We start from the raw sequence: 22,751 nt of genomic DNA, 5'->3' as shown, positions 1-22,751 counted from the left end.
TAAGATAATTTACTTGTACAGTCCAAAAAAGCAACAAAATCTGCAAGAATAGCTTTCAGTTTAAGACCTATGATACCGTTCAATTTGTGAAGCGGAATCATAGGTCTTTTGGTTTTGGTGGTAGGGGAATGTAAAACAGAAAATTCTTTGGCATCGGAGGGTATAATGTTATTGGTACTTGAAGTTATCCTGGAATATTTAAGATTGACAGTTAAGATTTTTGAAACTTTTGAAGCTTGAATCCGAGATGGATAGATTTAGTTTTTTTCGTGTTAAAAAAGCTATGGTTACTATGGTTGAGACAATATTTTTGGTTTTTTCCACTTTTCTTGTTGCAAAAGCCCTCTTTGTGGACACTAATTCAGGGTTTTCCCATTTTTCGTGTTGCAAAGACCCTCTTTGTGGACACTAATTCAGGGTTTTCCCGGTTTTCGTGTTGCAAAGGCCCTCTTTGTGGACATTAATTCAGGGTTTTCCCGGTTTTCGTGTTGCAAAGACTCTTATTGAAGATACTATTTCTGATTTTCCCAAGTTTTCGCGTTACAAAGGCTTTGGTTGATGACATTAGTGAATTTTTTCCAGTTTGTCCAAAAGTGAGCATAGGTTTCAAGTAGGGCATCATAGTAAAAGGCAGCTATTCAGCTGCCTTTTACTATGGTACTCTATTAAAGTTCATCCATGATTTTTTGTAAATTTCCGATACTGACTCGTAAACTATCAAGTGGGTTGCCTGAGCAAACATCTTGCTCCACAATATACCATTCGACACCGTTTGCTTCTCCCCAGCGAATAACTGGTTTAAAATCAATCTCTCCTGTACCAACTTCAGCAAAACTACCTTCTTCACCTGCTGCCATATCTTTGATGTGTAAGGTAGGTACACGTCCTGATAGTGGCGCTAAAAATTCCATAACGTCACTTCCAGCTTTCGTCACCCAATATACATCGAGTTCTGCTTGCAACAAATTATCCGAACTTGGCTCTAGTAAAAATTCCAATGCACGCTTTCCGTTAACGTCGTTTTCCAATTCAAAATCATGGTTATGGTAACTAATACGGTAGCCATCCTTCTGAAGTTTGGCAGCAAGCTTATTTAATTCCGCTTTTAATGAAATATAGTAATCGGTATTACGGTCTTGTTCCACTACATAAGGCATAACGAGAGTCTTCGTACCGAACAGTTCTGCTTCATGCAAGACAGCAGGCAGGTCATCGCGAAGTCTGTCAACACCGACATGCATGCCAGCTGTAGCCAATCCTAATTCCTTTAGGGCACTAGCAATTTCTTCTGCCTTATAACCATATAATCCAGCCATTTCAACGCCATTGTATCCCATTTCCTTCAGTTGCTTTAAAACCCCAATAAAATCATCTTCCAAAAGGTCCCTGACTGTATATAACTGTACAGCAATTTTATGTTTCATCACATATCCCTCCATAAAACAGTAACCAAGGAGTATCAAACCCTTGGCTACCTTTTAATATTACACCCACCACATGTCAGCCGGCTGTTCTTTTATCAATACGGATTGAAGGTTTGTCACAGCACGTGCAAAGCCTTCTTCAATGGACATGATTGGATCTTCGTGTTCGATACTAACTACATAATCATAGCCGTAAGTGCGAAGAGCACTCATCATATCTGACCATTCTTGAACACTATGGCCACAGCCAACAGAACGGAAGCTCCAAGCACGTGTTTGCACTTCACCGTATGGTTGCATGTCAGTTAAACCGTACATGTTCACGTTATCTTGATCAATGTATGTGTCTTTTGCGTGGAAATGATGGATTGCTCCAGCTTTTCCTAAAATTTTGATAGCAGCAACTGGGTCAATTCCTTGCCACCAAAGGTGACTAGGATCAAGATTGGCACCGATTGCTGGAGAAGTTAATTCTCTTAGCTTTAACATAGTGTGTGGTGTGTGGACAAGGAAACCACCATGAAGCTCAAGACCAATTTTGATGTTGCGCTCCTCGGCATATTTCCCTACCTCTTTCCAATATGGAACAAGCTTTGTTTCCCATTGCCACGTTAAAACATCGCCATATTCATTCGGCCATGGTGCTACCGGCCAGTTCGGAGCTTTTGCTGTTTCGCTGTCACCAGGCACTCCAGAGAAGCAGTTTACTACTTCTACTCCTGTTAATGCAGCAAGGTCAATTGTTTTTAATAATGTTTCATGTGATTCTTTCGCAAACGCATCATCGGGAGAGATAGGGTTACCATGGCAGCTGAATGCACTAATTTGCAATCCACGGGAGTGAATTTCATCCATGTATGCATTTCTTGCCCCTTCATCTTCTAAAAGTGTATCAAGAGGGCAATGCTTGTTGCCTGGGTAACAGCCGGTACCGATTTCTACTGCATCGAGGCCCGCTGCCTTTACATAGTCAAGCATTTCTGTAAATGATTTATCAGCAAAAAGAACGGTAAATACACCAAGTTTCATCTCTACACACACTCCTTAGTTCAAATCGTTTTGGATGTTCACAATTCGTTTCGTTTCGTTTGACTCAAGAGCTCCTAAAATAACCATTAAGGAATTCTTACCTTCATTTCCGTCCACTAATACTTCTTTGTTTTCAAGAATGCTTTCAACAAAATGGTCAACGACATGAGAACCAGTCTGACCACCAGACTCATTACTTTGAATTTTTCCTAATTCATAACGAACAGTCTCACCTGTTGCATATTGCACAACTAGAGAGTGAGTTGGATCGTCTTCTAAACGTAAAACTGCTTTTTCTGCATAGATAATCGTTGAGTTATCCTCACGTTTGTAGGACCAGCTTGCAGCAAGTGTTCCTACGATACCACTTTCTGTTTTAAGTGCACAAACAGCTGTATCATCCACATCTGTGTTTTCTTTTGCAGAGGTTTCAATAAAGGCTCCAACTTCCACGATTTCTTCTCCTAAAAGATAACGCATCAAATCCGATTTATGGACACCAAGATCCCCCATAGCACCGATGAAAGCTTCTTCTTTACGGAAGAACCAACTGTCTTTTCCGTCTACGCTCCAACCTTCTGGTCCAGGATGGCCAAATGCAGTACGGAAGCTGTAAATCTTTCCTACCTCTCCACTCTCAATTAGCTGTCTTGCTTTTTGATGAGAAGGTACAAAACGTTGGTTGTGAGCAATCATAAGTTTTGTACCGGATGCTTTCGCTGCTGCAATCATTTCATCCGCTTCTTCTTTAGACGTTGCCATCGGTTTTTCACAAAGAACATGTACTCCAGATTTTGATGCATAAATAGACACTGGTGCATGTAAGTAGTTTGGTGTGCAGACACTAACAATATCAAGCTCTTCACGGTCAATCATTTCTTGATAATTGCTGTAAGCTTTACCACCGTAAGTTTCAACAGCATGCTCAGCACGCTCCAATACGACATCACATAAAGCCACAAGCTCTACGTTTTGGTTTGCATGATACTCCGGTAAATGACGATGTTTTGCAATACTTCCACAGCCTACAACGCCAACACGTAATTTATTCATATCTATTTCCTCCAATTATTTGCTTTTGATTTCTTCTAGTGGTTTTGCATTTCCGTAGTGTACGTCGCCAAGTACTGTTGGCTTTGCCCAATGTACACCATTTTTAATGACCTGTTGAACTTTTTCATGATAGTAAGTAGGATATGTTTCATGTCCTGGACGGAAGTAAAAAACTTTACCTTTCCCACGCTTATATGTACAACCACTTCGGAAAACTTCTCCGCCTTCAAACCAGCTTACAAACACTAGCTCATCCGGATCTGGAATATCGAAATGCTCTCCATACATCTCTTCTCGTTCAATATCGATATACTCGCCAATTCCCTCTGCAATCGGGTGACCAGGTGATACTACCCAAATACGCTCTTTCTCATCAGCCTCTCTCCATTTCAAATCGCAAGTAGTTCCCATTAACGTTTTGAAGATTTTTGAGAAATGACCCGAATGAAGGACGATTAATCCCATTCCATCTAGTACTCTATCTTTTACTCGTGTCACAATTTCATCACTTACATCATCATGTGCCACATGTCCCCACCACAAGAGAACATCTGTATTTTTCAACACTTCCTCTGTAAGACCATGCTCTGGCTCATCCAATGTCGCTGTTTTCACCTCGAAATTTTCCTCTTTCAAAAAGGAAGCAATCGCACCATGAATTCCCTCAGGATAAACTTCTCTTACTTTTTCATTTGTCTGTTCATGTCTGTTTTCATTCCATACCGTAACTCTAATCATTACACTTGCTCCTTTCCATATTACGAATCTATTTTTGTATAATCTCTTACTCTCTTGAAGTGAATTTGAATTGAGTCTGAAATATGGGAACGTTTCCATATTGCTATATAAAAGCCATTTCCACACAACTCCTCTCCATTATAATGGGAAAATAAAGCGTTTTCAATGTTAAAGTCCGAAATACATTGCAAAATCCCGACCTTTTTTGAAGTGCGGAGGCGGCTTGTTCAGCCCCGACAAGCATAAGACAGCTTTCGAAAGAGGTCGCTTTTGACCTCTGTAGAAAGATGGCTTATGACCTCGAGGGGCTAGCCGCCGGAGCTGGACAACTCGAATGCTCAGAGGCGTACAAATTGGACTGAGTCGTATGAGATAAAGAAGACACGATAAGCGATAGCAAATCGATGTCGCCTTATTGTAAGGAGACGAGGGAAATTTGATAGCCTCTAGCGCCAGAAGCCTTTATTGAAAACCTATATGCTTAAATTGCTTTACATCAAATAGGCCGGTATCTGTCAACTTTAGCGCTGGAATAACAGGCAGCCCTAAGAATGATAAGGCTACAAATGGATTGAAGGTTAGTGGATTGCCTATAACATGCAAAGCTTTATGCAGCTCTTCTAAGTTGGATAGAACTACGTTTGTGCTCGTCAATGCCATGAGCCCGGATATTTTTAATGCCAGAGTAGCTAAAATCTTTCCGTTAGATATGACGACCAAACCTCCTTGCATTTCTTGTACAGCGCGAACAGCTGCAAGCATGTCTTCATCACTGGTACCAACAACCACGATATTATGGGAATCGTGGGCAACAGTAGATGCAATCGCTCCGTGTTTTAATTGGAGCCCCTTTACTATTCCAAGTCCAATATTTCCTGTCCTTTTATGCCTTTCAATTACGGCGAGTTTCAAAAGATCGTGTGTCATACTAGAAACAAACAAGCCTTTTTCAGTAGTGACTTTTTCTGAAACGTGGTTTGTAACTAGGCTGTTCGGAATGATTTCAATAATATTGCAGGGCTTTTGTGAATCGATTTTTATTTCTAAGTCTTTTACATGGAGCGACTTCATATTTACTGATTCCAAAAGCAGCTTAGGAGTAGGGGAAGGCATTTCAGATAAATTGGCAAAATCCATCTGCTTTCCATTTTTAAACACTTTTCTTATCTTGAAATTTTCAAGGTCTTCTATCAGTATTAAATCGGCACAGTATCCTGGTGCGATTGCCCCTTTATCTTTTAGTGAATAGCATTCTGCCGCATTGAGAGTGGCTATCTGGATGGCAGTTAACGGATCGAGTCCTTCTTGAATAGCAATTCGTATATTGTGATCGATGCTACCTTCGTTTACTAGATCATCAAGGTGCCGATCATCTGTGCAGAAAAGGAACCTCCTGGAATTTTTATGATTTACTAAAGGAAGCAATGCTTTTACATCCTTTGCCACAGAACCTTCCCTCATCATCACATACATTCCCCGTTTGATTCTTTCCAATGCTTCTTGCTGTGTGACACATTCGTGATCTGTTTTAATACCTGCTGAAGCATAAATATTTAAGTCTTTCGCTTCGAGACCGGCACCATGGCCATCTATTAACTTTTTATGTTTAATTGCTTGAGCTAGTTTTGCGACCATTGCTTCATCACCGTCCCGAACAGAGGGAAAATCCATTACTTCTGCTAACCCTATTACACGATCATGTTGATAAAATGGAGCCAAATCTTGGGCATGAATTGTAGCACCATTATGTTCAAAAGAAGTGGCGGGAACGCAAGATGGTAGCATAAAAAACACGTCAACATAAACGTTTTCCGTTGCATCCAGCATAAATTGAATTCCTTCTGTCCCACTGACATTGGCAATTTCGTGAGGATCTGTAATAATGGTGGTGACTCCATGTGAAAGGATAGTTTGAGTGAAATGGTAAGGGTGAATCATGGAGGATTCCATATGTACATGACCGTCTATAAGCCCAGGACATATGTAGGAACCTTCTGCATCCAATACCTCATGCCCTTCAAAGTCTCCAAACCCGACTATCATACCGTCCTTTATAGCGATGTCTTCCTCTATAATCTCCAAATTGAATACATCTATTATTCTGCCATTTTTTATTACTGTATCCACTTTAATTTTTTTTGCTGCCGCTTTAATTACAGATTGCAAGTTGTTATCCATCTTTTTTATCCTCCTATTTAAAAAAGCATACGCGCCATAATCTGGTTCGAGAAGCATTTTATCTAAAGTCTGTTTTCGCAAATTTTGTGCCTTTTACGAATTTAATTAGATACTGGTAATAATCGCAAATTAATTTAAAGTATAAGGACAAAATTTTTATACAACATACTGATAAAAAGTCCAGATATCGACTTTTTACGGGTTACTAGCAACTAACTTTTGAATATAGCCTGTCTAAAAAATAAACCCCAAGTAAAATCACTTGGAGTTTTAAATAGGAGAACCCTACCGGAACCGATGCATCAGTCGCATACAACATGACTTTTAGTGCCTGTTTTATCGGACAAGGTAGTGTATTCTCGTAGTCAAACTCTTTACGGTAGTTTGGTAGAAACTTATGGACCATATCTCCAAGATTATACGAGCAGCTTTTATTGTTGTTTTTTTGATAATTGTTCCTCATTATAGAAAGGATTTCAAATAAGAGTCAAGTAGAAAAATATTGAAGAAAAAATAAACCCTTTAGTTTGACTTAAAGAGTCAATTCTACAGAGTTTATTTAGAGCTGGATTTATTCCTACTTTACTGACTTACGATCAACAATTTCTGTTGAAAGTTTATAGTATTTTTCCACTTCGCTTTCCTTGGACAAAGCTTGGAAGATAACATGAACTGCTAATGCACCTGCTTCATATTTGGGTTGACGTATTGTAGTAAGGGGAGGATTCATATATTCTGCCAGTTGGATGTCATCATAACCGATGATGGAAATATCACCTGGCACATTAATGTTATTTTCCTTGAAAGCCTGCAAGCCACCGATTGCCATTTCATCATTTGCGTAAAATATTGCTTCAGGAAGCTGTCGTTGGGCAATAAGCATTTTTGTTGCACGATATCCACCTTCGCGAGTGAAATCTCCAAACACCTTCCATTTGTTCTGATACTTAATTTCGTGATAAGTTAATGCCTTTTGATACCCCTCAAAACGCATTTCATTATCGTGGGAATTCAAAGGGCCACTTACAAAACCGATTTCACGGTGTCCTTTATTAATTAAATGTTCTGTTGCGATGAAACCACCGTGAATATTGTCTACTTCTACTTGATAGACATGATCATGGTCGAGTTTTCTGTCAAGAATCACAATGGGAAAGCCTTCACGCGCAGAGTCCAGGATTATATCATTTGAAATATTATGAGCAAGAATAATTGCACCATCGACTCGTTTTTCTTTTAAAAATTTGACTGCGGTTGACTGTGCGCCCCCTACTGAACTACATGCTATCAAGTCATAACCATTTGTCATGGAAACTTCCTGTACCCCTTTGATGAGCTCTGAGTAGAATGGACCTGACAAATCATGTAATATAAGTGCAATTGTATTTGTTTTTGTCCTTTTTAAATCAGAAGCAAAGCCATTTTTAAAATAATTGAGTTCTCTTGCTGCGTCCTGCACCTTTTTCATGGTAGCAGGACTAACTTTGTTTACATTATTAAGTGCATAGGATGCAGTGGAAACTGCTACCCCTGCAAGCTTTGCTACATCTTTAATTGTTGCCACTTTGTTCCTTACCCCCTCATGGAATGGACCTATAGTCCCTCCCTTTCGAAACGTTTCAATATCCTTTCTTTAGCATAATGTAAACATTTTCATAAATCAATAGTTTAATATTAGGTAGTAAAGAGCTCTTGCTTACTTTGATTCAAGCCGACTGGAAAAACATTCGGGCGTTGACATTTGTGTTCGATTTCCATATGTTTGTCATTTAGTGAAGCTTCATGAATTGCGTGCATAATTTCAAGTACTTGGAGCGCCATTTCCCCGTTTGCTCGGTGTGCTCTACCTATTGTAATGGCATGTGCCATATCTGCCGCACCAATTCCTCTACTATTATCAGAGTAGCCATAGGATAGTGGCACTTCATTAAAATCATGCTCCCCTGTTTTTCGCACTCTGATCACTCCGCCAAAATTGTTCGGGTCTGGCACAGATAATGTTCCTTTTGTTCCGTATATTTCCATGGACGGAAGCTGGGTACCACCCATAACATCAAAGCTTGTAATAAGTGTCCCCACTGCCCCATTTTCAAAATCCAATATTCCTGCTACATGAGTTGGAGTTTCTACTGGTAACTTACGACCATAGTCTTCACTTCTTGTTACGGTTCTTTCTGGGAATCCGGATTGCGCTGAACCTGTCACTCTTTTTACAGGACCTAGCAAATGAATAAAGGCTGTTAAATAGTATGGCCCCATGTCAAACATCGGTCCTCCGCCTTTTTGATAATAAAAATCAGGAGATGGGTGCCACCCTTCCGGTCCGCCATTTAGCATAAAGCCTGTAGCTGCTATCGGACGTCCAATTACACCATCATCAATTAATTTTCGGCAAGTTTGTAGTGCTCCCCCAAGAAATGTATCTGGAGCACAGCCAACACGGAGTCCTTTTTCTCTAGCTAGTTCTACTATTTTTTTGCCTTGTTCCACCTCAACAGCTAACGGTTTTTCCACAAATACATGTTTCCCTGCTTCGAGAGCAGCCATGCTTACTTCATAGTGAGCTTTTGGAATGGTCAAATTAATAACCATCTCAATTTCTGGATCTGCAAGCAGCTCTTCTACCGTGCAAGCTTTTTTAATATTAAAAGTTTTTGCCTTTTCTTTTGCACGTTCTAAATCCAAATCGGCAACTGCGACAATATCTAAAATGGAAAACTTGGATGGAGCTTCTAAATAAATCCCACTTATAGTACCAGTACCGATAATTCCTACTTTCATTTTCTCCATTTTTATCTCTCCTTAGTAAAGCACACGCGGCTTTGATAGCTTTCACAAACATTGGACGTGTTAACACTTTATTTTTTCGTTCATAAAGAAATACGGCGTAAATATGCTACGCCGTATTCGAGAAATCTTATATTAAATATAAATTTTAATTTCGTTCTTGTCACTGATAAGGTGCTGTTCTAACACTTCTTTGCTAATAACAAGTCCACCTGAACGGTAACGGTTGGAAATGTCATTACCATCCACTTCTTGGCCGTTAATTTGAACTTTCTTTTGATCATTCTTTAAACGATAAATGAATGTTACATCAAGGCCATTTACTTTATACGTAAAGTGAAGACCGTCCATGTCAGCTGGCAAAACTGGATCTACTACTAGGTCTCCGCCTTGGAAACGAATTCCTAAGCAGTTAGAGATCAGCTGATTCATGTAGATTCCAGGTCCGCTTGAATAGATTCTCCAGCCCCCTTTTACTTTAACAGATCCATCTCTCAGTTTACCAAATTGCTCTTGTGCTTCATAACGGTTATTGAATAGTCCATCTGAGCTACTGAAATAAGCGTTGCTTTGACGGCGTTCTGCATTTGGTACAACTTGTTGGATGTTAATTGGATTAATAATGTTCAATCCGTTCCATACCTCGTCTGTTTTTCCGAGCTTTGCCATCGCTTCTACATAGCGGATGTGGGCATGTACATATTGAAGTCCAATTTCACGACCAAAGTTCGCCGCTTGCTCTGCACGTTTGAAATGTGTGCTTACCCCACCTGCATAATTTGCAGGACGGTTCATCAGACGAACTCCATCTGGGCAGAACAGTTGCTCTTTAATTAGCTGATAATGAGATTCAGCTTGTTCAGGTGTCAATAATTCACTGATCATGCTTCGTGTCATCGGAAGCAAGCGATAATGGATACCCGTTTTCGTATCTTGAGGATGAACCATTAGCTCTGGTTTATCCTGCTTTTCCATATATACAAAGCCTGGGATAACGTTAGAACTAAGCATATATTTATTAAAATCGATCTCAATACCTTTAACTAACGCACCTAGTTCTTCTGCTTCTTTTACAGAAACATCCTCAAGCGCTTTAGAAAGGGTATTCAACACTTGATAAGTTAGTGATACTGTCCAGCTGGAGACCATATATTGCTTTAGTTGTGCATTTGCTGGTTGCAATGTATCATCCCAATCTCCATCACCATAAGAGGAAAGGAATGTATCATGTAAGAAATGATCTTTAATGAACTGGATTTCTTTTTTCGCATGTTCTAAAACAGTTGCAGTTGTTTCCGTAAAGTGGAAGGCACCTCGAACTGTATAAGGAATCTTCTCTTCTAAAATAGAATAATCTTTCGTAATAGTCAGGTAGTCACCTAATACTTTTAGTGGCCAAACAATGATATCTCCATGACTTTCCTCACTTTGAATGTGGAAATACTTATCAAACATAAACCATTGCGGCCAGTTTCCTGTATCTTCGTATTGATGAGAATAGACTTTCTTGATAATTTCTTTTACGCTATCGTAGTTTTGCGTTGCCATGAAGTATTCTGTTGGTCCTTGACATACATCACGTGTACCCCAAGCAGCACCACCATATTGCTCTAAGCCATGAGGAACGGAATAATGAACGAGCATATTGTGTGTGTACCACCAAGCAAGAGCATTCATTTTTTCCAGCTCTTCTTTTGTTTCACTACCAAGTGACAGCTTGAATCCATTCATCACCTTTTCAAAGAATGCACGGTAGCGCACCACTTCTTCTTCGAATTTATGGGTAACAAGTTCCCTTTCTTCCCCATGTAACAAGCCTTGCAACGTCATGTTCCAGTTAGCTGCTGCTTCCAATTCCAATACTACAAGAGAAGCGGAACCAGGAACTACTCCTTTTGCAAGCTTAGTTTCGTCTGCAACATGAAAGTCTGTACCGTCCACTGTCAATTTATAAGAAAGATCAGGATAGACATGCTTACTGTCAGAGCCTTCCACTGCTGAGAATGTAAGTACTTTTCCATCTTGTTTCATATCAAAAGAAACATCCAGTTCGTTATTGTTCATGGAAATTTGGTTTGTCACAAGATAACGGTAGCTTGTTCCTTGTTCTGAACGAACCTCCAACTGGATTTCTGGAGAGTCAACAACTGAAAAGTTTGTCACGACAATAACATCATTTGCTGTTTTATAGTACCAGCGAGTATAGTTAAATCCAATTTCAAACACAGAAGGCATCGTCAACAGCTTATACGTTCCTTCTACTTCCACATAGATGCGTTGACCAGATGTTTTCATCACATTTAATGCATTACGGGCATTTGTCATCATCTTATGGAAAGATGTGTTACCCACTACAAGCTGTGAGTTAAAAATACCGTACATATAAGAAGTGGATGTCAAAATATTTTCTGTCATCTTGTCATTATTACCAGTCATGATGATGTGCCCATGAGGACGTTCCACCACAAGTTCTTTTTCTTTTAACACAATGTGCTCATGGGTGTCTGTAAAGAAGGATAGTAACGTATCTCCTTCCCATTCTTCTTGGTGTCGGATAGGGAAGTAAGAATCTAACTCTTCTTTTGTTAAAGAAGCACCGGACAGCGTACCATTGATAGAGTTAGAGATTTGAACATTTTCAAGTTTTTCAAATACACTGTTCTCTACTGCTTTCACTTCTTGCCATGCTTGAGCAATATCCTCTGTAAACTCTAATTCGGTAACTGCAGTCTCATGATTTTCTTTAAACAAGCCATAAAATACGAAGTTCTTCTCACCAGTAAGTGCAACTTTTTCTGATTGTAAGGCTGTGAAAGCAAACTCATATTGATAGATTTCGTTCGCAAGGCTTTCTTTTGTTAATACTTCCGGTTCATTCGTTTCTTTGTAGGAAAGTCCAAAGAATTGGAAGCCATCTGTGGAGTAGCCAATAGATTTTGTTAAAGAACCTTGTTGAAGGTAAGAAAACCCTCCTGGCTGTGGCTGATTTTGACGAGAGCAAAGGACATAGCCTTTCTCCGTATCTTCAAACACCGTATGATCGATATATTGAGAAAGATAGGATTCGTTCGTACGGACAAACCCTTTACTTCCTAGTCCAACATCCTGCCCATAAACTAGATCGACAGTTTGACCTTGTCCGTCTACTGTGATATCCCAGAACCATATTCCTTTGTCAGATAAACGGAACACTACAGAATAAGCAACTTCTGCTGCTTCTCCTACCCATTTAACAGAATTAGAAGTATACGTTACTGTACTTTCTGATTTTACTCCAAGTAGTGGATAAGCTTTTATACCTGCTTCGTCATGTACACGAAGGAAAAGATTATTTAAGGACCCATCAATTGGATTAGACATCCATTGGTTAAGCATAATGTCTTTATACGTTGCTTCAAAAAGGTCACCACTGTTTAAAAATGTAAAACGGAAATCTCCTGCGTCTATGTTTAGCCTAGGATTTGATAGTTGTATTGCCATTGTCCCGTTGTCCTCCTTTTATTCTTGCATGTTTATTACTTTGCTCTGTTAAACACCGCTGTTGATTTTCGCACTAAGCTTCAATCAACAGCTAGGTATCTATAAATCAACTCTATTTACTAACAGAGTCACTTTTTCAGATAAAAATTGCCTATTGCTAAGTCATTACTATTAGGACCGATAAGTGCTTGGAATGCTCCATTATCACTTGTAAAAGAAAGATCTGAATGATAATAGCGGAGCTGCTCTTCCGTAATAGTGAAGGTTACAACTTTCGTCTCCCCTGGATTTAGCATTATTTTCTCGTAGCCCTTTAACTCCCGGAGTGGTCTCACGACTTCCCCTGCAATATCACGAATGTAAAATTGTACAGTTTCCTCACCTGCTACATTTCCAGTATTCGTTACATGGACAGAAGCCTTAATCTCACTGTCACCTGATAATTTTTCAGAAGAGAGACTAACCTCGCTGTACGCAAAGGTCGTATAGCTTAATCCATATCCAAATGGCAATAACGGTTCATTTGGAATATCAAGATAATGCGTTACATATCTCTCCTGCTTGTCGTCTCCTTGCGGGCGACCAGTGTTGAAGCAATTATAGTAAACAGGTACTTGACCAACGGAATATGGGAAGGACATGCTCAATCTTCCAGAAGGGTTCGCGTCACCATATAAAAGATCGGCAATCGCATGCCCTGCTTCAGTTCCTGGGTACCAAGCTTCTAAAACCGCATCTGTTTGATCGATAATGCCGTGAAGATCTAAAGGTCTACCATTAAAAAGGACTGTTACTAAAGGTTTATCAAGCTCTTTCATTTTTTGAATTAAAGTCAATTGCGCTTCAGGAAGCTTTATGTCCGCTCTGCAGCCACCTTCTCCACTCATTTCCGACTCTTCTCCAACTGCTAGAACAATAACATCAGCATCTTTAGCAGCATTCACTGCTTCAGTAAGTTGATCCTCTGTTACAGTTTCAATGTCAGATCCTTTTGCGACTGTGATATTGGAAGCTGCTGTTTTCGTTAAAAACCCATCATAGACTTTCACTGCATCATCTCGGGAGCCATGCCATGACCATGGACCAAGGACATCTCCGTTCGTTGCAAACGGTCCGACAATTGCGACTTTCTGGTTTTTCTTTAAAGGAAGAACATTTTCATTCTTCAAAAGAACGCACGATTTTACAGCAAGTTCCTTCGCCACTTTTCGGTGCTCTGTAGACATGATTAGTTCTTCTTCTAGCTCTTCACTTGTACCTCTATATGGATTCTCAAAAAGCCCTAGTTTGTTTTTTAATTGAAGAATTCGTAAAACAGACTCATCTATTAGTGATTCTGACATCTCTCCGCTTTCCACTAGCTCTTGCAAACTTTTTGCATAGCAAGCTGTCATCATTTCAATGTCTACACCAGCTTCTAAAGCCTTTTTTGCAGCTTCTCTTTCATCTTCAGCAACTCCGTGTGGAATAAGTTCTTTCACAGCTCCCCAATCAGAGATGATGACACCATCAAAGCCCCATTCGTCGCGGAGAAGATCTCTCATAAGCTTTTTATTACCTGATGCCGGTATACCATCCACTGTATTGAAAGCTGTCATTACCATTTCACAGCCTTCATCAAGGGCAGCTTTATAAGCTGGAAGATAGGATTCGAGAAGCTGTCTTTCCGACATGTTCACCGTGTTATAATCTCTACCGCCTTCTGGTGCGCCATATGCGGCAAAATGCTTCACACATGCGGCAACCCGAAAGTGGTCATGAGTCAAATCGTCTCCTTGGAAACCTCTCACAAACGCCTTTGCAAATACTGCGTTCAAGAATGGATCCTCTCCAGTTGATTCCATTACTCTTCCCCATCTTGGATCACGAACCAAATCTACCATTGGAGCAAAGGTTACATGAACACCAGATACGGAAGCTTCTTTTGCAGCTATCTCCGCACTTTTCTCTGCAAGTTCTTGATCCCATGAGCAACCTATTGCAAGTGGTACCGGGAAAATGGTTTTAAATCCATGTACAATATCAGCCATCATCAATAATGGGATCCCAAGGCGGTTGTCAGCGAGATGTTCTTTTTGAATGTTAGATACTTCTTTGGCACCAGATGCACCTAGAACAGATCCACTATTTTGCACCACTTCATTGGTAATTCCCATATCTTCAAGTGGTCCTGTTATTTCTCCATCACCTGCTGCACCTTTATAAAAGAATGTCGCCAGCTGCATTAGCTGTGCTATTTTTTCCTCTAAGGTCATTTGCTCTAAAAGATTTTCCATGTTTTTTTCCATCCCTGGTAACCTCCCCAGTTTTACATTCACCAAACGAAACGTTTTCACTAAATAATATGAGTAAAATTAACTACAAAATGAAAATTTTCCACAATAATGTCGAAACGTTTCTATTTCTTTCGATAAGAACCTTCAAGCCTTGTCAAACGGCTCTTTTTCCAAGTAAATAAGTATAGGCCGTTTTCGCAAACTTTGTTGCTTTTACGAACTTTAATAGATACTCGTTATAATCGTTACTGTCGTGCTCTTTTCCTGCATCTAGTTTCATTTAAAAGGACAAGTTTTCACTGAACATGCACGTAAAAAGTCCAGAACCCGACTTTTTACCGGTTACTTGCAACAATCTTTTAGAAAAGAGCCTAACTATAGGCCGTTTTCGCAAACTTTGTTAGTTTTACGAACTTTATTAGATACTCGTATAATCGTTACTATCGTGCTCTTTTCCTGCATGTAGTTTCAGTTAAAAGGACATGTTTTCACTGAACATGCACGTAAAAAGTCCAGAACCCGACTTTTCTAGTAAAAAGTCCAGAACCCGACTTTTTACCGGTTACTTGCAACAATCTTTTAGAAAAGAGCCTAACTATAAAACGACGCGGTTTATCTTCGCAAAAGGCTTCACATTCTTCGAGGCGGTCTTGAGCCTTCTACTTCTACTCGCTGAAGTCTACACCTTTTGCTTCAATAAACAGCTAATTATACAAGAAAAGCATCTTACTAAATATCATTATTCCCCAGCAATACCGGAGCGGTCCACACCTTCCACGAACCAACGTTGTGTGATTGCGTAAACAACAAGCATCGGCAGTATGGTCATAACTGTACCTGCCATATTAATACCTTCATTTATTTCAGAAGTATCTCCACTTTGTGGATACATTTGTTGATAAGTCGCTACAAACTTCTGCAACTCTAGTGGCAGTGTTGTGAGAGAATTACCAAAATAGATGGCAGCTAAATATGTTTCGTTCCAATACCATACAAAGGAGAATAGGAACGAAATGATGATTGCCGGTGCAGCCATCGGTAAAGCCAAGGTGAAAAATATACGTAAGTAACCCGCACCATCAAGCTGTGCTGCTTCTTCTAATGCTTTTGGCATCATTTTAAAGAACTGATAGAAAATCAGAATAAAAATAGCACTGTTGATTCCTTGTCCTAACAGAGCAGGAAAGAGAAACGATTGGATGCTTCCTAATATCCCAAGTTCATTAAAGAACACGTAACGAGGGATAACTGTCACTTGCGGTGGAATAACGAATGTAGCAAGCACTAGCACAAACATCGTTTTCTTAAACGGAAATTCAAATCGAGCAAATCCGTATCCAATAACTGCACAGACCGCGGTTTGAACAATAGCAGGTATTACCGTTACATATAATGACTCTGCAAGGGTAGGTAAAAATTTCAATACTTTATACGCTGATTCATAATTATCTAAATAAACTTGTGTCGGAATCCAGTTGACCAAAGGATTTAATATATCATCCAAACTCTTCAAGCTGTAAGAAATCATGTACAGCAACGGAAATAAGTATACAAAACCGATACCGATTAACAATCCATAAATAAAGAGCTTATAAAGAAGGCCGTCGTTCCCTTTCATTCCGAAAGCGAACTTTTTCAATCTGGTTACGATAGCAGTACCTTTTCCTTTACGATTTGTCAGCAATTCGCTAGCCATGATACCGACCTCCTCTACGCATAATTTTTCTTACCTCGTACTGTTAATAGTCCCACTGAAATAGCCAAAGCTGCTGCAATTAATAAGAAGTAGATCCAAGACAAGGCGGAAGCATAGCCAAATCCAGTGTTAATTTGGAACATATTGCTTTGAATATGCTCTATGACAGGATTCAATGAAAAGATAGAGAACGTAACAATTGTGTAAACTGTGTTTACAACAATCATCGGGAAAATGCTTGGCAAGGTTACTTTCCAGAAACACTCCCAGTTAGATGCTCCATCAATTTTTGCAGCTTCATATACCTGTTTGTCAATCTTCTGCAGGGCAGCTAAGAAGATTAAGAACTGTACTCCTGAAAACCATAGAATGATAATTAAGTTGTCCATTAAGTACAAGATGACTTTACTAAAAAAGCTATCTGTTGAAAGCATCGTTTCAAACACCGCATATTCCTTTATAGAAGGAAGAGAAGTAACACCTTGTGAAATTAACTCATTAATTACCGGACCACTTGCAATAATAACCGGAAGGAAAAAGATCATCCGGAAAAAATTACGAAAGCGAATAGGTTGATTTAACAATAGGGCTATAATTAACGAGAATACGATAATTATAGGTACAGATAAGACAAGCTCCTGTATAAATGTCAAAAGTTTTTGTGTAAACAGTGCATCCACCGCAAACGCATACTCGAAGTTATCAAACTTCACAAATTTTGTCTGAATACCTTGAGTCGTAATCCGTACTTGATGAAAACTTAAATATAAAGAATAGAATAGGGGGTAAGCAGTAAAAAGTAGAAACCCAATAATCCATGGTGAGATGAATAGTAATCCAGTTAGACTGTTCTTAGAGCGCATGGATAGCTGTTTCATGCTTAATTCCCCCTTTCTGAAACTTCAAATGATGTTGCTTCAATTGTTTGTCCGTTGATGGTGACGTCTGCATCTGTATAATTCACAATAATAGTGACACCATTGTCATACACCACTTCTGAAACTCCTGGTTGATGGACTACTCGATCTGAAATCGACGCATTTTCCACTGTTCCAAGACTTTCTTTGACCATTGTATATTGGTTAATTACTTCTTCCTTCCAAATATCAAACTCCGAAGTATACAATCCTCTAGAAGGGGTTTTCATTAATAACTGTGCAGATTCACTTGTCAGGTAAAAGGATGGATAGGCACCAAACTCAATCATTCGCAATACTTCTTCCTTCGGGTTATGAGAGAAGTTAGAAAAGTTTGCATAGAAAGGAACATAGCCTTTTAAGACAATTTGCAAAAACGGTACTGTGTCTGTTACAAACATATAGTTAGATGAGTACATAGGCATATCAAGATAGCGCTCCATATACTCCCATGCGTAATTGTTCGGACGATAGAAGGATAATTCACTTTCTCCTTCTTGATAGAGAGTAAACAGTTCCTGATAAATATTTATCATCTCTTCTCTTGAAGAAGACAGGCCTCTATTAAAATCAGAAAACAGCTTATTTCCAGTTGTTTCAAGAGCAATATTGGTTACTCCATGATCAAGGAAATCAACTAAATCCTTTTTCGCCATTTCTAATGATTTTTTCGGACTTAAATAGTTGCTTCCATATCCGAATTGATTCTTGGTAATAGGCTGCGAGTTAATTTTCTTTGCGACATCCTTGCTACCTGAGAATCCAGATGCTCCATCAAATGCTGTAGTAAAATCTGAGTGCAGATAAAATGGAATGTTTTTCTCACTTAATAATGCAATGGTATCTTCCAAATCACCTTTACCACCCAGCTTCCTTTCAATCGGGAATTTTTGTGGTAATGTGCCTGTTAATCCACCTTTTGTCCAGCCGCGATAAACAATGTGCATATTGTCCACATTGTTTTGCTGAAGTTCATCCACAAATTCCGGGATATCTTGAAGTGGTGTCATTGGAAGAACGGAATTCCATATTAACCCTTTCTTTGTTTCGCCACCAAGAAATTCAAGGCGAATATCCATAACATCCTGATTATTTTTCTCAAGGATCTGTTGCGCTTCTAAGTGCTGCTGGTAGCGATTAGCCATCCCTACATAGTCTGCTTCTTCTCCTTGGAGGAACATCACTTTTTGTTTAATATTAAAGTCGTTTTTTTCAGGCTGATAGACGTTAAAGCCGCCCATGCTCTTACTTGTTGGTTGAAAATAGTTAAAACGATATTGATATTCCGACGTCACCCAGAAAAAATCAGTGGATGCCCCAGAGGGATAAGCTAATACTTGTCCGTAACTTTGTCCCTCTTCGATGGAAGTAAGGAAGGCATTTTGTTTTACTCCATGTACCGCTCCATATACTGGAACGGATATAGCTTGAGCTGGAAAAGTAAATTCATCCTCTGAGCTTTTTGGCCTCGAGAATCCTTCATCCTCCCCATAAATTGCTCCAATAAATGGTGTATCAGAGCGGTATGCACTTCTTTCAAATCTCATCAGTGCACCGCTACCATCTGGAATGAAGAGATAACCGCTTATATCGTCCATATGTGCAGCTCCAAGGAATGGATAGACTTTCATAGACACAATCTTGTTGTATGTTCCATCCTCTACTCCGCCACTTGGTACGTCAATGATGATATTATCTTCTTCAAGCGTGACACTTAGTTCCACATCAATACTTGCCGTCTTAAATTTTATTTTCGCTGTAAAGCCATTTTCATGCATTTGTATTTCTGGCTTGGAATCCTCTGTCAGGATACTTTCCGTTTTTAAGTTACCTCTGCGGTCTAAATAATCAATAGTTACAGCAGATTGAACCATATCCGTCCATGTATTATTCAGACGATAGTTCTCCGAATTGTCGAGACCTGAGTTCCAAATGTAATCTGTTTCTTTATTTTGAATCTTTAGTGCTAAGGACTCTTCTTGCACATATAGAGCAAGCTGATCATTTTCGGTTACTAATGTAAAGCCTTCCAATGTTCCTTCTGGTAAAGGTTTGTTCTCTTTTTCAGGCTGCGTGAACTGATTGGAATCAAAGCGGAGGGTTTCTTCTCCAAGCTCAGTTTCTACTTCAATCTCTTCCAATTCTTCTGTGGTTGTTAACGATTCTGCAAGCGCATGAATTGGGATTATGGCAATTAGTAATATTAAAAATAATTTTTTATACACGGAGAATCACCTCCTGAATGATTGCCGTTACAAAATCAATTACCTGATCCATTAATACATAGACAATAAAGCATACTAATACGATGATAATCATACAGAAAATGGTTACGAGTATATTTCTCACAGTTTCCCAGAACTCAAATGCGTGAATTTCTTTAATCATAATAAAGAGAATCACTAAGGACCAACCTACCATCACTTGCATGGAGAATACGTACAAGAAATATTCGTTCATTGTCAAAACATTGGACATCAATGTAATTGGTATAAGGAATAGAATGATAGGTGCCAATGAATAAATGGTACCTATGTAAATATCGGAAAATTTCCCTTCTCCGTCATTAATTGTACTAACTAAATAATTTGCAACGATAAAGAGAAGTATTGGGGCGAAAAGCGTTATAAGCTCTAGCCCAAAGTTTATTTGTTCGAAGGTAATTCCACCTCTAAAAATAAATCCGGTGAAATACTTCATAATTAGATACACTATAAAAAAGATAAAATAGAGAATGGTTGCCGATAAGACAGACACTCTTCTTTGTCGCTTAATATAATAAAAGCTATCTATTGGATGGCGTAAAAACTTCCCAAGAAACAGTAACTCTCGTAAAAGTTTATACTCCTTCCATGTCTGCCATTTTTTTCGCGCTGGATCTAGAATTCCTTTTTTCTTATCAATGAATAGAACGGAAGCACGAATGGCAAACAACCCTATTAGGATGGCAAATACTAAGGCCAAGTTTTCATTCATCCACTCGTTACGTATTTCCCAAAAGGAATCCGAATAGCCGTACACGCTCCCAACAAGCTCGAAGGATTCTAGTGCCTTTTCGTATTCTTGCTGCTTATAATAAGCTTCTCCCATCGCATAATGTGCTAGACCGATAGAAGAGTTTAAGCGAAGAACTTCACTCCAATACTTTTCACTCTCTACGTATTTACCCTCCGCATATAGAGCTATTCCACCGTGCAGCATCTCTGCGAAAGCAGTTGGTTCAAAAAGTTGTATCGTTCCTTGTTCACTATCTGTAACAAAAAGTCTCCCTAAATTGTCTGTAGCAATCCCTGTTGGATCCATAAACAATCCAAGGCGGTTCGTTCCGTCATCTTTTCCACCAAAGATGAAGAGAATGTTACCAAAGCTATCAAACTCCGTAATTTGACCGCTACTACTAATTACAAAAAAGTTTCCAAGTGGACCAATGGTAATATCGCGTAAATTAGAAGACTCCAAAATCTCTGGCCAGAATATGTTACCACCTGATATGTTTAATTTTCTAACCGTTTCAAAGGTTGTTCCTGCAGTAACCGTATATACAAGACCCTTTTCGTCTATTGCAATATTAGTTGGTGCCGGTGGGACACGCAAAAACATGTTAGAGCGTTGACGATCAGTAGTTAAGGTATCTTGAACGATCGACATTAGTGAAGGACGTGTTCGGTTTACACCAAAAAATCCAAGAAAATTACCGTCCTGCGCTAACTGAATGATACCGTTTGTTGAACCTTCACCGATGATGTAGAGATTTCCTCTTTTATCCACGGAAATCTTTTGTGGCTTATATGGAGTTCTTGTTCCAAATAGCGGTGATTCTGGCCGAGCGTATTCCTGTAGCAATTCCCCATCCTGTGAAAAGCGATATGCCTTTTCATTTGTGTAATCGGCTACATAGATTTGCTGCTCTTCATCTACAAATACTCCTGTTGGCATTTGTAGGATGCCTTCCCCCACCTCTAATAATTTCCTGCCGTTCTCATCAAATTTTGTTACTGTTTTTGTACCAGAATCGGCCACATAGACATGGTTATTATTATCAATATATATATCTTCTGGATTAACAATCGCACTCGTACTTCCAAACAATCCAACTGGGATATAAGCGGTTTGTGTTTCAATGTTATCCCCTTCTGTGGAAATAGTTTGTGTCTTATATGGAACAGACAGCGAAGCAAAGGATTGCATAGGAGAAAGAAGGAATAACCAAACAGTCAATAAGCCTATGAAAATGCGCTTCATGCTCTTTCTCCTCCTTCTACTTAATACCTGAATGTGCCATTGTATTCATCACTTGACTCTGTAAAATAATAAAGATAATAAGATTTGGAATAAACATAATTAGGGAAGCAGCTGCTGCCATCCCTTGACCAGCTACCGTATTTCCTGTAGAGGTAGTCGTTAAGGTTGTCATATAAAAAGCAAATGTCTTTAAATTCTCATTATCCACAAACAATGTTGAGGTTTCGGTGTTATTCCACACTAGCTGGAACGATAAAATAGCAATCGTTGCAATCGCCGGTTTGACAAGTGGAATAATTATTTTTCTGAAAATCTGAAAGTCTGTCGCTCCATCCATTTGAGCTGCTTCTATCAATTCATTTGGTATTTGATCAATAAATTGTTTAACTAGGAAGAGCCCGATTGGCATTGCTATCAAGGGGAAAATATGAACCAGAAATGTGTCCAACAATCCTACTTTTTCTATTAATAAGTACCTTGGAATAACAACTGCTGCTGAAACGAACATTAACGCTAACGTATTGATTTCAAAAATCGTTTTCTTTAATCTGAATCGTTTTTTCGATAGCGCATACCCTGCCATTGTGCTTATTAAGACGGTTACAAAAACAACAATCAGAGTAATAGTGATACTGTTAAATAAATAACGGGACATCGGTACACCCGATGTACTCGTATTGTTCATTAAATCAATAAAGTTCTGTATCGTCGGCTTTTGCACAAAGAAGCGTGGTGGATAAGCAAATAGCTCATCAATTGGCTTAAAGGCATGAGAAAAGACGAAGACGATAGGCATAGCCATAAAGATGGCGAGCGGTATTAAGAATGCATAGAACTTCAATTGGCTTTTGTGAAATCGATCTGGATTAATTTTCGTTCCATGAAATGCCGACACATCGTTCACTCCCTACATCTTGAAGATTAATAAATT

Annotated in this window: 15 protein-coding genes and 1 riboswitch; all 15 genes read right to left on the bottom strand. The window is 39.2% G+C overall.

All coding sequences use genetic code 11. The features are described from left to right. Positions 1 to 665 precede the first annotated feature (665 nt). On the bottom strand, positions 666 to 1,424 hold the full coding sequence (locus LRP81_RS07835; protein ID WP_230500712.1) for a sugar phosphate isomerase/epimerase family protein: 759 nt from the start codon (positions 1,422 to 1,424) through the stop codon (positions 666 to 668). A gap of 60 nt (positions 1,425 to 1,484) precedes the next feature. Then, on the bottom strand, positions 1,485 to 2,453 hold the full coding sequence (locus LRP81_RS07830) for a sugar phosphate isomerase/epimerase family protein (protein WP_230500711.1): 969 nt from the start codon (positions 2,451 to 2,453) through the stop codon (positions 1,485 to 1,487). Positions 2,454 to 2,468: 15 nt separating this feature from the next. Beyond that, positions 2,469 to 3,506 (bottom strand): Gfo/Idh/MocA family protein, encoded by a 1,038-nt coding sequence (locus tag LRP81_RS07825; RefSeq protein ID WP_230500710.1) that lies wholly within the window; start codon positions 3,504 to 3,506, stop codon positions 2,469 to 2,471. Positions 3,507 to 3,521: 15 nt separating this feature from the next. Then, on the bottom strand, positions 3,522 to 4,244 hold the full coding sequence (locus tag LRP81_RS07820; protein WP_230500709.1) for a ThuA domain-containing protein: 723 nt from the start codon (positions 4,242 to 4,244) through the stop codon (positions 3,522 to 3,524). Positions 4,245 to 4,706: 462 nt separating this feature from the next. Beyond that, positions 4,707 to 6,422, bottom strand: a complete 1,716-nt coding sequence (gene ade / locus LRP81_RS07815; protein ID WP_230500708.1) for an adenine deaminase — start codon at positions 6,420 to 6,422, stop codon at positions 4,707 to 4,709. 342 nt (positions 6,423 to 6,764) lie between these two features. After that, positions 6,765 to 6,866: riboswitch (purine riboswitch) on the bottom strand. Positions 6,867 to 6,999: 133 nt separating this feature from the next. Further along, positions 7,000 to 7,986, bottom strand: a complete 987-nt coding sequence (locus LRP81_RS07810) for a LacI family DNA-binding transcriptional regulator (RefSeq protein WP_230500707.1) — start codon at positions 7,984 to 7,986, stop codon at positions 7,000 to 7,002. A gap of 110 nt (positions 7,987 to 8,096) precedes the next feature. Further along, positions 8,097 to 9,212 (bottom strand): Gfo/Idh/MocA family protein, encoded by a 1,116-nt coding sequence (locus tag LRP81_RS07805; RefSeq protein WP_230500706.1) that lies wholly within the window; start codon positions 9,210 to 9,212, stop codon positions 8,097 to 8,099. A gap of 132 nt (positions 9,213 to 9,344) precedes the next feature. Beyond that, a complete protein-coding gene (locus tag LRP81_RS07800) occupies positions 9,345 to 12,689 on the bottom strand; it encodes a GH36-type glycosyl hydrolase domain-containing protein (protein ID WP_230500705.1) in 3,345 nt (1,114 codons plus the stop codon). 128 nt (positions 12,690 to 12,817) lie between these two features. Beyond that, positions 12,818 to 14,977, bottom strand: coding sequence for a glycoside hydrolase family 3 N-terminal domain-containing protein (locus LRP81_RS07795; protein WP_230500704.1), 2,160 nt, complete (start codon positions 14,975 to 14,977; stop codon positions 12,818 to 12,820). Positions 14,978 to 15,119: 142 nt separating this feature from the next. Next, entirely contained in the window at positions 15,120 to 15,245 is a 126-nt protein-coding gene (locus LRP81_RS23220; protein ID WP_263458233.1) for a hypothetical protein, read from the bottom strand. Between the two features lie 459 nt (positions 15,246 to 15,704). Then, positions 15,705 to 16,661, bottom strand: coding sequence for a carbohydrate ABC transporter permease (locus LRP81_RS07790; protein WP_230500703.1), 957 nt, complete (start codon positions 16,659 to 16,661; stop codon positions 15,705 to 15,707). A gap of 14 nt (positions 16,662 to 16,675) precedes the next feature. Then, positions 16,676 to 17,539: a carbohydrate ABC transporter permease gene (locus tag LRP81_RS07785; protein WP_230500702.1), complete on the bottom strand. Its 864-nt coding sequence runs from the start codon at positions 17,537 to 17,539 to the stop codon at positions 16,676 to 16,678. A 2-nt stretch (positions 17,540 to 17,541) separates the two neighbouring features. Then, a complete protein-coding gene (locus tag LRP81_RS07780) occupies positions 17,542 to 19,803 on the bottom strand; it encodes a DUF5696 domain-containing protein (RefSeq protein ID WP_230500701.1) in 2,262 nt (753 codons plus the stop codon). Further along, the gene (locus LRP81_RS07775; protein ID WP_230500700.1) at positions 19,796 to 21,820 is read right to left on the bottom strand and encodes a YIP1 family protein; all 2,025 of its coding nucleotides are present in this window, start codon (positions 21,818 to 21,820) and stop codon (positions 19,796 to 19,798) included. Before LRP81_RS07775 ends, LRP81_RS07780 begins: the two co-directional genes overlap by 8 nt. 16 nt (positions 21,821 to 21,836) lie before the next feature. Next, entirely contained in the window at positions 21,837 to 22,715 is an 879-nt protein-coding gene (locus LRP81_RS07770; RefSeq protein WP_230500699.1) for a carbohydrate ABC transporter permease, read from the bottom strand. Between the last annotated feature and the right edge of the window lie 36 nt (positions 22,716 to 22,751).

It is taken from the genome of Sutcliffiella rhizosphaerae (assembly GCF_917563925.1).
GTDB classification, from domain to species: domain Bacteria; phylum Bacillota; class Bacilli; order Bacillales; family Bacillaceae_I; genus Sutcliffiella_A; species Sutcliffiella_A rhizosphaerae.
This window is presented reverse-complemented; position numbering and strand designations above follow the sequence as displayed.